Genomic DNA, 14,565 nt, shown 5'->3' on the forward strand with positions numbered 1-14,565 from the left:
TTAGAAATCCTTATAAAACACCAGTTCAGTACGCGTATTGTTATAACTATCCTTACCATCATCCAGACCACCATTAAAATAGTGTCCATATAGACGTTCTACACGCAACTTGACTGGAGCATAGTTAAATGGTTGCCATGCGATGCCCGCACCATATTCAAATAAATTGTTGTAATTTTCATTTTTGGAGTCAGCCAAGGCATGTAGTTTGCCATAGGCCTGCACCGTACCTGTTTCACCACGGTACAGATTAAAGCCCGAACGCAATCTCAGGTCAGCAATCACGTTATAGTCTTCACGGGAATAACTGGCAACATTGCCATACAGGTCGGTAAAATAATCATTCCAAACGTTACTCTGCTCTATCGGGGGATTGACATACCATTCCTGATAGCCTGCAAGACCACCCACCACGCTTTCACGGAATTTATCCCGATTACGGTCAATCAGGTCATAGCTCCCACCAATTTCCAAATATGCCCGAATGGGTAATGTTTCCCAAGGTTGGTAATTGGCTCCCACACCCACCGTAACCGCATTCTCATCAATAATTTCTGGACGTACCCCACCCTTTGATTTTGTGTCACGGTTCAGGTTTAAAAAGCCATAAACCTGTGCCCGACCATTATCCAGATTTCTTCCATAGCGCATTTTTAATGGAAAAATAAAGTCGTCATAACGGGATTCATAGGATGGCGCGAAATAAATATCCTTAAAGATTGGCTTCAGCACCGAACCACTCAGGTTTTGTACAGCCTGCTGGGATTTAGCCGCAATTTCCACATCTGAAGAGCTGGATAAGTTTTGGAAAATCTCCAATGCCTCCTGATTTCTTTTTTGTTGATTAAGTAGATAAGCTTCCTGTAGCTTAAGCTGATCGTCCTGCGGTGCAAGCTGTTCAGCCTTACGGACGCTCTGAATCGCCTCATTTTGCTTGTTCAAACGAATCTGCAAATAGGTCAGGCTTTTCCAGACCTTTATGTCCTGTGGAGTCAGTTGCCCAAGTTCAATCAGGATTTTTTCAGCGTTTTCTGGCTGGCTCTGTTCAATTTTATAGAACTGATCCCAACGATCATAAATGGGATTGCCTGGTTTATAGGCGGCATCCCCATCTTTAACGAAATCAGGTTCAGCACTCATCGCCTGCTGGGCTGAGAAAGCGAGGGCCAAGATGAAGAATGAATGATGAATACGCTTTTTTTTCGAATGGTTCATCTAATATCTCAACTAAAAATAGCAACAGGGTGAGTTATAAAAAATCGATTTAATCTAAATAAAAGTGTTAAACCATTCACATATTATAACGAAGTCACCGTTATCGTATCGTTAAAATAAGTTATTTTATAGCTAAGTTAAGTGGATGAATCATTGATAAAATTTTCATAAAAATGATTTTTCATAATGGACTTGAGACTTGTTTCATTATTTTTATAAGAGCCGAATTATGTCTTTTTCCCATCATGCAGAACCTCATGTTATACAACGCTCAGGCTGGTTACGTGCCGCTGTGCTTGGTGCAAATGATGGCATCATCTCCGTGACCAGTTTGATTATGGGCATGGCTGCCAGTGGTGCCAGTTCACATACCCTATTGATTACCTGTATTGCAGGGCTGATCTCTGGGGCAACCTCAATGGCTGCTGGAGAATATATTTCCGTTAAGTCACAGGAGGATATTGAAAAGTCAGACCTGCGTTTTGAGGCCAGAGAGCTTGAAAAGAATCCCCTTGCGGAACTTGGTGAACTCACCCAGATTTATATTTCACGTGGCTTAAACCCTGAACTGGCACATGAAGTTGCCAAACAGTTGACTGAACATGATGCGCTGGGTGCCCACGCCCGAGATGAAATTGGCATTCATGAAAATACTGCCGCCAATCCTGTTCAGGCAGCACTTTCTTCTGCCGCCTCCTTTTCATGCGGCGCCGCCCTCCCCATGCTGGCCATCCTGCTCAGTCCAGACACTTTTATTGCCCATGCCGTTTTGGTGACAGGCATTATTTCACTAGGGCTGTTGGGTGCACTTTCCAGCTATTTTGCGCATACCTCAATGCTCAAAGGCGGTCTGCGCATTATGTTATGGGGCATTTTAGCCATGGCTTTCTCAAGTTGGGTGGGGTCTTTATTTAATGTCTCAACCATTTAAAACCATTATTTTTTTCAGGAATAAATATTATGTATATTCAATAATTAAATACTGGTTATTATTTGCAAGCGTTTTTGTTTTTGCGTTATGGTGACTAAAAGCAAAGTGAGAATATAATGATGTCAATCCTAGAATTACTAGAAATAAAACACCCTATTTTTCTTGCACCTATGGCAGGTGTATCAACGCCTGAACTGGCCGCTGAAGTTTCTAACCAAGGCGCGTTTGGTTCTTTGGGATTGGGGGCAAATACGCCAGAAACGGCAAAATCTGAGATTTTAAAAACACAGGCACTTACGGATAAACCCTTTCAGGTCAATTTCTTTTGTCACCAACCTGAACAGCTCGATGAACGAAAAGCCCAACAGTGGATTGAATATGTACGACCTCAATTTGCCAAGTTTGGTGCCGAACCACCGACCAAGTTGCGATGCATTTATCCAAGCTTTTTAGACAATGATGATTTTTTAAATGTGGTGCTGGAAACAAGTCCCAAAGCTGTGAGTTTTCATTTTGGTATTCCCCATCCTCACCAGATTCAGGCACTCAAAGATGCAGGGATTGTCACCATGGTTTCTGCTACTAATCTGATCGAGGCACAACAGATTGAGGCGGCAGGAATCGACATTATTATTGCACAGGGTATTGAGGCTGGCGGACACCGTGGTATTTTTAACAAACATTTTGATGCATCGATTCGAACCAGTCATCTAGTCCAGTTGATTAGCAGACACTGCAAACGCCCAGTGGTGGCTGCTGGTGGAATCATGAATGGTGATCAGGCCAAATTGATGTTTAAGCAAGGTGCCTCCGCTGCACAATTGGGAACGGCTTTTGTACAGTGCAGAAGCTCAAATGCCAATGCAGCCTATCGTAAGGCATTATTCAGCCAAAATATTACCCAGCTCAGTGCCAGTTTATCAGGTCGTCCAGCCCGTGGACTGCTGGGCACATGGCATACCCAGATTGATGCGCCCAACCGCCCAGAATTACCCGAGTATCCATATGCCTATGATATAACTAAACAATTGATCAGTGTTGCCAGTCAGCACAATGATCCTAGTTATGGTGCATTCTGGGCTGGCATGAATGTGGGACAGATTCGGGAACTGGAAGCAGCCGACCTGATTAATCAATTAGTGTTGGAAATGAAGACCCATTAAAACATTTGAATTAAAAAAACCCGTTCAATTGAACGGGTTTTCCACTTTATGCTTTAAATTTTACCACCCAAAACCAACGCCTACACCACCAGAACTCTCTTCCTTGATAAATGCGCCACCAATGGTAAGTGAATTAGTCACATAGCACCTTGATAGTTAAAGCATTCAGCCACTTTCTGCATATAACTATAGACATCCGTTTGGTAAAATAATTTTTGAATTTCAATTTCCCCTTTTTGAGGATATTCCAATACATAAAATTAGTGAAATATCTATTTCCTTTTCCGCTATAAAATCTAAAAAACTGTTATACTTTCTATCAACCTAAATTGATCTAACATTAGGTTCATCCTGAGTAGACGGGTTTATAAATAAAGCCTATAAAAAAGTAAAGAGTTTAAAATATCTATATTAAATTCCCTATCACTAAAAATTAGCATTTAGAAAGGAAATAGTTTTTATATTAAGGTTTCACATCAAAATCATTAAGACAAATTAAATTTATAGAAATTATTTATATCCATTAAAGTCAGTATTTAGTATTCAATATATACAATAATTTCATATTGCAATATTTCCTTAAATTCCCTAAGTTGGTTTTTTTCCTGCAACATCATATAACTGATCTTGTGAAATGGATTAATTGTTTCAACATACACCTTTCGCTTTCCTTGCCTAATTTTTTTATCCTTTAGGTCAATTTCCTTACCATCCCAAAGATTTTCACAAAGTACCTGATCAGAACCAACGATTCTTTCCTGTCTTAAGTTGAAATGTGGCAACGAGCATCCATCAGGTACAATAATTTTAAATTTTAGTTTACCTGCCTTAGGTAATTTCCAGTTTTTAAAATTTAAGGAACAACGATTTTGCTGTCCCAAATAAGGTTTATAGCAAACCATGATACGATCCATGATTCTCAACTGATCAGACATTGTATTTTCCCCTAAAATGCCAATATATTGATCTGCAATCCTGTAGAAATAATATAGAACTTCCATTCTTTACTTATTACTACCCCAGTATTAAGTAATCCTTAAAAATAGCTTTTTAATTCAGCCATCTTTATAAAATCCTTTTAAATCTTAATTATTTATATCTTTCCCAACCAAACAATAAAGAAAGAATAATTTAACGAATCCTAAATAACTTCGTCTATCACTGAAAACTGGTATTTTTACTAAATGGTAATTAATTCTGAACAAAGATTATATAGGTAATCACTGAAAATTTTATGGGAAATAAATGCGCTCAAAATGACAAATTTTGTCAAAATAAAACCTAAAATACCAAATTACAGTGATAGCAAAAACCCTGTATTCTGCCTATGCTAGAAACTGGGAATCACTTTTTAAGTCTTATTATGGTTCATGTATCTCAAACTGAGTTGATCTTGCCTGTACCTGTCTTTATTCTGGAAGACGATGCAATCATGCAACAGCGTTTAAAAAGAATACTGTTAGAAATTGGCTATGCAGAAGACGCTCTTATTTTTGCCCAGACCTTATCTCAGGCAATAGACATGCTTAAACAGTACCCAATTTCCTTTTCATTAGTTGACCTCGGTTTACCCGATGGTAATGGTATTGATTTTATAGAAAATTTAAGACAGACCGATGAGATCTCACCTGTTTTGGTCATCTCGGCATGGAGTACGCAGGAAACTATTTTAAAAGCGATACAGGCGGGCGCAACTGGTTATCTTTTAAAAGAACGGGATGATTTCGAAATCATGTTATCAATTCGTAGTATATTACGTGGTGGAGCACCCATTGACCCATTTATTGCCCAACAAATTTTGTCAAAAATTCCATTTGAACAAAAAGTAAAAGATGTGGCGACGGCAGAACAAAATAATTTACTCTCAACTCGGGAATTTGAAATTCTCCAACTGGTTGCTCAGGGAATGACCAACCGAGAAATCGCTGATTTTCTTCATTTATCAAAATATACAATCGAATGCCATATCAAACATATTTACCGAAAACTTTCGGTCAGCAGCAGGTCAAAGGCTATCAATACAGCACGCTCAATGGGTATTTTATAAATTTTTTTATCAAATCTCTATGGTTGTGCGGGCTACTCTTGTCAGGGCAAAATGTTTTTGCTGGGCTTTCATTATCAGATCATTCCCAATGCATAGCAAGCATCCAATCGATACAGGTAGCAAAAGCAACTGGACAGGATGGGGTTCAGCGTCCAACGACAGGCTGGATTAAAATTAGGCGATTTCCTGATTTAATTGAATCACACTGGAAAGGTTATTCGGGAAATGTGTGGTATCAGGTGAAATGGAACTATCAATGTTCTCAGCTTAATCCATTACCAATAACTCTAGTGATCAGCAATATCAATATGGCGGGACAGCTTTATCTGAATGATGATTTAGTTTGGCAAGATCACTCTCTGGTTGAACCTCTATCCCGTAGCTGGAACATGCCCCGCTACTGGAATATGCCTGCATCCAGTCTCAAACAGGGTGAAAATATTTTCTGGATTCGGGTCGTTGGCGTAATGACCCAAGGTTCTGGAGTCGGAAATGTCGTATTGGGAACAGCCGATCAGGTTATGCCTAAATTTCAGACCTTTTGGAATCAGCAACGTGTATTAATGTTCTTTAATCTCATTTTTTCTTTAGCACTCAGTACTATTGCACTTCTGGTATGGCTGTTCCATCGCAAAGACCAGTTATTCGGTTGGTTTGCATTAACCACAGGTGCGTGGAGTTTGGTGATGACCAATATAGTACTGTTAGATGCTCCATTTGGTTTAACCACCTTAGAAATTGCCCGTATTAGTGTGGTTTGTTTTTTTGCGTATAGTATTTTTTCCTGTTTTTATGCATGGCGTTTGGCACAGCAAAAATTTCCACATTTAGAAAAAATATTATTATTGCTGTTGTTGATTGCAAGCAGTATGGCAATCGTGCTACCAGATCCAGCCCTATATAATTTTATCCCTACAACTTTTTTTCTTGGCGTACTGATTTTATTATTGAACTTTATCAGCTATCAATGGATCGCCTATCGTTCCAAATTATTGGAAGCCTATTTACTTGCTTTTGTATTTATATTTTTTATCCTTGTAAGTATTCATGATGCTTTATTTTTACTTAATCAAGTCGATGGTTTTATTTGGATGCCTTATACTGCACCTTTAACTACATTATTGATTGCAATTATTTTAGCGTTACGTTTAGCCAAAAATTTAAGAGAAATTGAAAACTTTAACCAGACACTCAAACAAAATATTCTTGAAGCCCAAAATGAACTGACACTTTCTCTCAATACCCAGCATGAGCTTGAACTGGACAATGCCAAACTACAGGAACGTTTACAACTTGCCCATGATTTACATGACGGTTTGGGTGGTTCCCTCGTCCGTTCAATGGTCACAGTAGACCAAAGCCAGACCAATCTCAGCAATCAGCAGTTTTTATCCATGCTCAAAATACTAAGGGACGATTTGCGGCAGGTGATTGACAGTGGTTCAAGTACAGGTGCCAAAGTGCCTGACACACCCATTTTATGGGGGGCACCTTTACGCTATCGTTTCACCCAACTGTTTGATGAGCTGAACATCAAAACAAAATGGTCTTTTCCTGAATCATGGCAAAAACAGCCAACTCCGCTGGTGTGTTTAACATTGCTTCGGGTCGCAGAAGAAGCCCTGACCAATATCCTGAAACATAGTCAGGCAACATCGGTAAAATGCGCCCTGTTTTTCTCCAATGGGCAACTGGTACTGGACATTGAAGACAATGGTATTGGCTTTGATGTAGAAGCGGTTCAGAATGCGGGAATGAGTGTTGGGCTAAGAAGTATGCAAACACGTCTGGAACGGCTGGGTGGACATCTTACGGTTCAATCCGAGGCTGGAAGAACCTGTTTAAAGGCCTGCTTGCCTGTTTAATTGCAGAATGTTCCAGCACACCAAAATGGTATATGCTGGAACGACACTATCCATTATTTAATTGCATCCAGCAAAGTCTGCTGTGCATTATGGGGTTCTTCACCAGCGGCAGGTTTGGCTCGTTCCCACACACCATCACCCTGTAACAACCATGCCTGTTGATTATCCTTGAGATAATTAAGTAAACCAAGTTGATAAATACGTTTTTTCGATGCTGGGTCTTCAATTGGAAAACATGCCTCAACACGATTGAACAGGTTGCGATCCATCCAGTCTGCACTTGAGCAATAAATACGTGGATTGCCATTATTGCTAAAGTAATAAACGCGGGTATGTTCAAGAAAACGTCCCACAATCGAGCGGACACGGATATTTTCAGACAAATTTGGCAAGCCTGGACGTAGACAACAGATTGAGCGAATAATCAGGTCAATCTGCACCCCTGCCTGAGAGGCCTCATACAGTTTATTGATCAGTTGAACTTCGGTTAAGGCATTGACCTTGACAATAATTTGCGCTGGCTTGCCCGCTTTGGCATTGGCAATTTCTTCATCAATATAATTGATCAATTGTGCATGCAAGGTAAAGGGTGCATGTAGAAGCTTTTTCGGCTTCGCCATTTTGCCCATTCCCGTGAGTTCCTGAAAAATACGGTGTACATCTTCGCAAATGTCTTTATCTGTGGTCATCAAGCCATAATCGGTATAGATACGGGCATTGGTGGCATGGTAATTACCCGTTCCCAAATGCACATAACGCACCAGTTTATTGTTTTCACGGCGCACCACCAGAATCATTTTGGCATGGGTTTTATAACCAACAATGCCGTAAACCACGACAGCGCCCGCCTCTTGCAGCACATTGGCCACTTCAATATTGGATTCTTCATCGAAACGGGCACGCAACTCAATGACTGCTGTCACCTCTTTACCATTACGCGCTGCTTCTGCCAAAACCTGTACAATTTCCGAATCCGCACCACTACGGTACAGCGTTTGTTTAATTGCCAATACTTGTGGATCACGCGCAGCTTCACGTAACAGTTGAATCACAGGTGCAAAGGATTCAAACGGATGGTGCAGCAAGATGTCCTGTCTTTGCATGGCAGAAAAAATACTTTCAGTCTTTTTAAAGACTTTGGGAATCACAGGCGTATGTGAGTCATAACGCAAGTGCGGACGTTTAAAATTGGAGAGTAAACGTGCCAAATTGACTGGGCCATCAACTCGATAGAGCTGTTCTTCATTCAGATCGAACTCATCCAGCAAATATTCATAAATATGTTTTGGACAGTTATGTGTGACTTCCAGACGTACCGCACGACCAAAACGGCGTGAACTTAATTCGCCTTTTAAGGCTTTTGCTAGATCTTCGACATCTTCGTTTAATGCCAAGTCTGCATTACGGGTGACGCGGAATTGGTAACATCCCGTTGCAGTCATGCCAGGGAACAGGTCAGACACATGCTCATGGATGATTGCGGACAACATCACATGATGCTCTTTACCACCTGTCAATTCATCAGGTAAACGCACCACACGCGGTAAAGAACGTGGTGCAGGCACAACCGCCAAGTCAATCTGACGGCCAAAGGCATCCTTACCCTCTAGTGTCACGATAAAGTTCAGGCTTTTATTAACCAAACGTGGGAATGGATGTGCAGGATCAAGGCTGATTGGTGTTAAAACAGGTGCGACCTGTTCCTGAAAATATTTTTTAATCCATGCCGATTGTGCAGGCGTCAGTTCACCACGACGCAGGAAACAGATATCTTCCTCACGCAGCTTCGGTAGAATTTCTTCATTCAGGATACGGTATTGACGTTCAATGGCAGCATGTGCAGTTTTAGAAATCTGATCAAGCACCTGTTTCGGTGTTAAACCATCTGGACTACGGCTTTCATTGCCCAGCGTCAATTGTTCCATCATTCCTGCAACACGAATTTCAAAAAACTCATCAAGGTTACGGGAAAAAATCAACAAGAAATTCATCCGCTCCAATAATGGATGAAGTGGATCGACTGCCTGTTCCAAAACGCGCAGATGGAAATCGAGAATCGAAAGTTCACGATTAATATAGCGGTCATTATAGCTGTATTCTATTGGGGTCGTTGGAGCCACTGCCATATTCATACCAAACCTTGTTGATTTATCATTTATCAAGTGATGGTTTAAGTATGCTGCAAAATTATTTCAATTTGGTAAAAAAGCCCAAAAATATTGGGCTTTTTTCACTTAATCACAGTTCGAGATGGGCTTACTCTGGAATTTGTGTTGCATTCATATATTTCAAGATACTTCTTTTTCGATATTGAAGTTTTCGGTCATCCCGATGGTCCTGATAATATTTTGGATTCGGTAATAAAGCCGCGAGAAAAGCAGCCTGTTCACGGGTCAGGCTTTTTGAACTTTTACCATAATAAAACTGTGCTGCCGCCTCAACCCCATAGATATTCTGGCCGAATTCCACTGAGTTCATATACACTTCCAGAATACGACGTTTTGACCACATTCGCTCCATCATCCAGGTCGCAACAACTTCCTGTCCTTTTCGAATAAAGGAACGCTTATTGTAGAGAAACAGGTTCTTTGACAGTTGCTGTGAAATGGTGGAGCCACCCGCCACAATTTTGCCCTTTTCATTGTTCCGTTCCAAAGCATCCTGAATACCCTCAATGTCAAAGCCATGATGATGGATAAACTTGGCATCCTCAGCCGCTAAAATCGCATGCTTGAAATTATCACTAATGTCATCATAATCACGCCATTGCTGCTTGATTGGCTTAAAGTCAGTCAGATAATCCCAACGCATAAACATGGTGGTTTCAACAGGATGGGTACGCCACCACACCAGACTGCTAAAAATCCAGAGCTGGATTAACAATACCAGACCAATAATCAACATGAGCGCGCGCGCTAAAAAGGCCTTCATTAAAGTGCATCACTCCTTGGGACATCTGTTCTGCAAAATATCAACAAATGCCGTAAATACCGTTGATATTTTGTAGGATATATTCATGCTAAGCTATTTTTACATCAATCACTTGCTTAAACCTATGACTGAAATGACACCACCACAGATCAATAATCAAAAATTGCAGATACAGGCGTGGTGGTTTACTGCAGCACTCATTGCAGTGAATGTCGGATTATTCGGCTGGCAAATTCTTTCAGGCGTGAATATTACCGACCCAGCGCCTGTGGATGCAATTGCCTGGGGCGCAGATTTTACCCCGCTTACATTTCTTGGGCAGCCTGAACGTTTATTTACCAGCATGTTTTTTCATTTTGGCCTGATTCACCTGATGCTGAATATGTGGGCACTGTATATTTTTGGCAGTGTGGCGGAACGGTTATTTGGTCGGTTGTATTACATCGGAATGTATGTGCTCGCTGGCCTCATGGGGAGTGTGCTTTCTAGCTATCTCAGCATTCGTGATAGCTATGAATTATTACAACATTTTGATCCGAAACTACTACCGCATATCAGTGCAGGTGCGTCTGGTGCAGTGATGGGATTGGGTGCAGCACTCACTGTTATTTCACTGTTTCCACCTTTGCCTCAGCAACGTTTTTGGCTGGATAAGAAATCACTATTGATGGTGATGGCAATTAACCTTGTGTTTGGTTTCACCGTTGCAGGCATCAATAATGCGGCACATATTGGTGGCATGATTATGGGTGCTTTATTGGCAGGTGCATGGTATCTGGGAGAAAAAATACAAAAACCTGCTTTGATTCAGATCGGTGCTTTAATTATAGGTACTGTATTACTCGCTGCTTTTTATTTCTATTGCAAAGAATTAAGTACAGGGCTTGATCCATTATGGAATGAGATTTTAAATCAAAATCAATTAAAATAACCAATATCGCATATTACGAATAAATCTCAACCTGCACCGCCCCATAAGTTTGTAATTTTCAAATGTCTTTACATAGACATTTCCTTACTTTTCATAGGTGAGGAGTATACTCCGCAAGGTAAGCAAAAATCCTTTGTAGGGCTGACGGTACATCCTGAGCAATTTCAAAGCAACGCTTTGAAAGCAGCGCAAGACGCAGCCCTACAGGCGACATCCATGTCGTCTTCACGATAGCAAATCATGAGTAGACTCTTAATTAACAATGTATCAGCTTCAAGACTGATTCATTTCCCTTAAACTCTGTAACGGCGGAATATCACATAGATAACTGAGACGATAACGACCAATCAACATACAAATCAACATCATGCTTAATGGTAAAATCATCCAGATCGCAGGATGCCACTGAATCGCCATTTGCATCTTATAACTGGCAATTGCACTGATCACCTCGGCAAACAAACAGGCCACCACTCCTGCCAATAAACCAATAAAGCCAATTTCCAGGCTTAACATCTGTTTTAGCCTGTTTTTACCACTGCCAAAAGAGCGTAATAACGCCACTTCCTTACGACGTTCATCCATCAGCACATTGAGGCAGGCAATCAATACCAACACACCAGACAGTCCAACCAACAATGCCAATACGGTAATGATCTGTACCAGTACATCCACCAGACGTTTGACTTCATCCAGAATCCGTCCCACATCAATAAATACAGTATTGGAAAATTGCTGGATCAGTTGCACCATTTTCGGCTGATCTGCTGGCGGTACATAAAAACTGCCCAGATAGCTACCTGCATTTTCATCCATACTTTGCGGTGAAAAGATAAAGAAAAAGTTCGGGCTAAAACTCTCCCACTCCACTGAACGCAGGTTAATTACCGTTGCCTGCAATGTGCCCTCTGGCAAGCTAAAATCAAGACGATCACCCACTTTAATGCCTAATTCATTGGCCAGTTTGGCTTCGACTGAGACCTGCCCCACTTGGCTAAATTTCGGATTACCCTCGGTAATCACATTATCTTTCGGATATTCTGTAGCCTGAGTCAGATTCAGTTCCCGACGCAAGGAGTTATTTTGCTTGACCAGCTCAGGTGCAAAGGCCTTTCCATTTTTTGCAATTAAACACCCCCGAATATTGGGATAGAGCGGTGTCGATTGCCAATGATTTTGTTCAAGTTGCTGCTTCAACTGTGGCATATCAAAAGGTGGTAAACCATAAACAAACTGATTGGGCGTACCCTCAGGGAGTTGCTGTTGCCAGCGTTGTAGTAAATCTGTTCTGAGCACACTGAGTACAGTAATCAGACTTAATCCCAAAGCCAGCGCAGTGACCTGTAAGGCCGTCTGATGCGGAATCCGCACATAAGCCGAAATTGGATGCTTCAATTGTTTAATGGCTTTTAACATCAACCAAATTACGGCATAAAGCACAGCACAAAGAATTAAAATTGCAGCCAAGACCAATAGGCTGAGTTGCAGATTATCGCTCAATACCAAGCTAAAAATGATCAAACTCATTACGCCCACTGCAAACATGGCAAAGTAAGATTTACGCGAACGCTCCTGCTGGCGGATGACCCGAATCGGTGGCGTATTCAACAATTCCCAGATACTTGGCAGAATAAAACCAATCAGCACCATCACACTGGTAAAAATCGCCACAGGCAAAGCCAGCAAGAGATCGGTTACAGCAAAACTCAGTTGCAGTTGTGGAATCAGTTGCAGCATGAGTTGCAATAAACCGTAGCCCAAACCAATCCCAATCAGGCTACCAAGTACAATGGATAGAGCACTAACAATCCCAAGCAAAGCAATATAGGAAAATAAAATCTGACGCTTACTCGCCCCCAAACAACGCATCAAGGCAATATGATCCTGATTCTGTTGTACATAACGCTGGCTGGTCAATGCAATGGCAATGCCACACAGCAAAATGGTCAATAAATTGGCAAGCTGTAAGAATGTATCCAGATTCTCAATCGGCTTCATCAAACGTGTATTGGATTGATTGGCATCACGCAGTTTAAGCGAACTTTGTTCATTATTTTCAAGCTGTTGATCTTGCTGTGGTTCAATAGGTTGCTGTTTTTTTTGCTGCTTAAAGATTTTCTTAAAGGCTTTGATCTGTTCAGGCTGACCTGCCATTAATAAACGATATTCAACACGGCTACCCACCTGAATGGCATTGGTCTTGGCAATATCTGCCTGATGAATGATGACCGTCGGTGAAAAACCTGAAAATCCCAGCTCCTGATTGGAATCATGCTCAATCACGCCTGTTACGGTAAACTGCCCATCGGCAATCGCAACCCGATCCCCCAGTTGAGTATGCAATAAATCCATGGCACGGGGACTTAACCACACCTGACCTTGTTGAATAGATTGTGCTTTAGGCTGAATTTCCAGTTTGCCACGTAATGGAAAATGCTCATCCACTGCCTTGACATTGACCATCACAAACTGGTCTTGGGTATGCGCCATTGAGCCAAATACCGTCACAGGTGCCTGTTGTAAATTCAGCTTTTGCGCCTGTTGTCGCCATTGAGTTTGAATCGGATCATTATCCGTCATCACCAGATCAGCACCCAGCATTTCCGCAGCCTGTAATGCCACCGCATTCTGAACCTGGGTATTGCTAAATTTTAAAGCCGTAGTGGCACTAATCGCCAAAGACAAGGCAATGATGAGTAAATACAGCCCGCCAGTACGAAAACTTTGCAGCAATAAGGGCTTGAGAATTGATGTCATATTCCCTCCCCAGCCTTGACGATTTCCCGAATCTGACCATCAAACAGTTTGACATGACGCTGACACAAGGCCGCCAGATTCTGGTCATGGGTGACCAGCACCAAAGTTGTACCTAATTCTCTATTTAGATCAAATAATAGCTGCTCAATTTCCTCGGCAGTTTGCCCATCCAGATTACCTGTCGGTTCATCAGCAAAAATAATCTTCGGTTCGGCAATCAGCGCACGGGCAATCGCCACACGTTGCTGCTCACCGCCTGACAAGACTTTTGGGGTTTGCTGTGCCTGACGCACCAGCCCCACACGTTCCAGCCATGCCAGTGCTTTTTGCTCAGCTTGCCTAAAGTTAAAATCAGGTTGCAGACGTAACGGCAACATCACATTTTCCAGCGCATTCAGTTGCGGTAACAACTGAAATGCCTGAAATACAAAGCCAATATTTTCCAGTCGTACTTGTGCACGTTGTTCTTCTGTTAAGGTATGAACAACTTGCCCACAGACTTCCAATTCGCCTGAACTTGGCCGATCCAGCGTCGCCAAAATACCCAGTAAAGTCGATTTACCTGAACCTGAACGCCCTGTTATGGCAATCTGTTCACCCTGATAAATATCCAAATCAATATCTTTTAAAATGGTTAAACTTTGCTGGTGAATCTGAATATTTTGTGTAACTTTTCGGGCAGAAATAATTGGTTGTGGCATGATGTCACGTATCCTTTAGGACAA

At 41.5% G+C, this 14,565-nt stretch carries 11 protein-coding genes; 5 read left to right on the plus strand and 6 right to left on the minus strand.

Annotation, left to right across the window (positions count from 1 at the left end; genetic code table 11):
• Positions 1–1,215, minus strand: a complete 1,215-nt coding sequence (locus QTA56_RS11140) for a tetratricopeptide repeat protein (RefSeq protein WP_267981021.1) — start codon at positions 1,213–1,215, stop codon at positions 1–3.
• A 229-nt stretch (positions 1,216–1,444) separates the two neighbouring features.
• On the opposite strand from QTA56_RS11140, the gene QTA56_RS11145 reads away from it, so the two are divergent.
• Both QTA56_RS11145 and QTA56_RS11150 read left to right on the plus strand, forming a co-directional pair.
• The gene (locus QTA56_RS11145; protein ID WP_267981022.1) at positions 1,445–2,146 is read left to right on the plus strand and encodes a VIT1/CCC1 transporter family protein; all 702 of its coding nucleotides are present in this window, start codon (positions 1,445–1,447) and stop codon (positions 2,144–2,146) included.
• A gap of 119 nt (positions 2,147–2,265) precedes the next feature.
• Positions 2,266–3,309: an NAD(P)H-dependent flavin oxidoreductase gene (locus tag QTA56_RS11150; RefSeq protein WP_267981091.1), complete on the plus strand. Its 1,044-nt coding sequence runs from the start codon at positions 2,266–2,268 to the stop codon at positions 3,307–3,309.
• A gap of 536 nt (positions 3,310–3,845) precedes the next feature.
• Here the strand turns inward: QTA56_RS11150 and QTA56_RS11155 are convergent.
• Positions 3,846–4,244 (minus strand): hypothetical protein, encoded by a 399-nt coding sequence (locus QTA56_RS11155; protein WP_267981023.1) that lies wholly within the window; start codon positions 4,242–4,244, stop codon positions 3,846–3,848.
• 392 nt (positions 4,245–4,636) lie between these two features.
• Between QTA56_RS11155 and QTA56_RS11160 the strand changes: the two genes are divergently transcribed.
• Both QTA56_RS11160 and QTA56_RS11165 read left to right on the plus strand, forming a co-directional pair.
• The gene (locus QTA56_RS11160) at positions 4,637–5,356 is read left to right on the plus strand and encodes a response regulator transcription factor (RefSeq protein ID WP_267981024.1); all 720 of its coding nucleotides are present in this window, start codon (positions 4,637–4,639) and stop codon (positions 5,354–5,356) included.
• 38 nt (positions 5,357–5,394) lie between these two features.
• On the plus strand, positions 5,395–7,221 hold the full coding sequence (locus QTA56_RS11165) for a sensor histidine kinase (RefSeq protein ID WP_267981025.1): 1,827 nt from the start codon (positions 5,395–5,397) through the stop codon (positions 7,219–7,221).
• 53 nt (positions 7,222–7,274) lie between these two features.
• Here the strand turns inward: QTA56_RS11165 and ppk1 are convergent, their stop codons facing one another.
• Together ppk1 and mtgA are read right to left on the minus strand one after the other, a co-directional pair.
• Entirely contained in the window at positions 7,275–9,353 is a 2,079-nt protein-coding gene (gene ppk1, locus QTA56_RS11170; protein WP_267981026.1) for a polyphosphate kinase 1, read from the minus strand.
• Positions 9,354–9,477: 124 nt separating this feature from the next.
• The gene (gene mtgA / locus QTA56_RS11175) at positions 9,478–10,152 is read right to left on the minus strand and encodes a monofunctional biosynthetic peptidoglycan transglycosylase (protein ID WP_267981027.1); all 675 of its coding nucleotides are present in this window, start codon (positions 10,150–10,152) and stop codon (positions 9,478–9,480) included.
• 124 nt (positions 10,153–10,276) lie between these two features.
• Here mtgA and QTA56_RS11180 point away from each other — a divergent pair, with 124 nt between their 5' ends.
• A complete protein-coding gene (locus tag QTA56_RS11180; protein WP_267981092.1) occupies positions 10,277–11,083 on the plus strand; it encodes a rhomboid family intramembrane serine protease in 807 nt (268 codons plus the stop codon).
• A 273-nt stretch (positions 11,084–11,356) separates the two neighbouring features.
• On the opposite strand, the gene QTA56_RS11185 is transcribed toward QTA56_RS11180, so the two are convergent.
• Both QTA56_RS11185 and QTA56_RS11190 read right to left on the minus strand, forming a co-directional pair.
• Entirely contained in the window at positions 11,357–13,840 is a 2,484-nt protein-coding gene (locus QTA56_RS11185; RefSeq protein WP_267981028.1) for an ABC transporter permease, read from the minus strand.
• Entirely contained in the window at positions 13,837–14,541 is a 705-nt protein-coding gene (locus tag QTA56_RS11190) for an ABC transporter ATP-binding protein (RefSeq protein WP_267981029.1), read from the minus strand. The genes QTA56_RS11185 and QTA56_RS11190 overlap by 4 nt, the downstream gene beginning before the upstream one ends.
• Between the last annotated feature and the right edge of the window lie 24 nt (positions 14,542–14,565).

Source organism: Acinetobacter thutiue (assembly GCF_030385805.1).
Taxonomy (GTDB): domain Bacteria; phylum Pseudomonadota; class Gammaproteobacteria; order Pseudomonadales; family Moraxellaceae; genus Acinetobacter; species Acinetobacter corruptisaponis.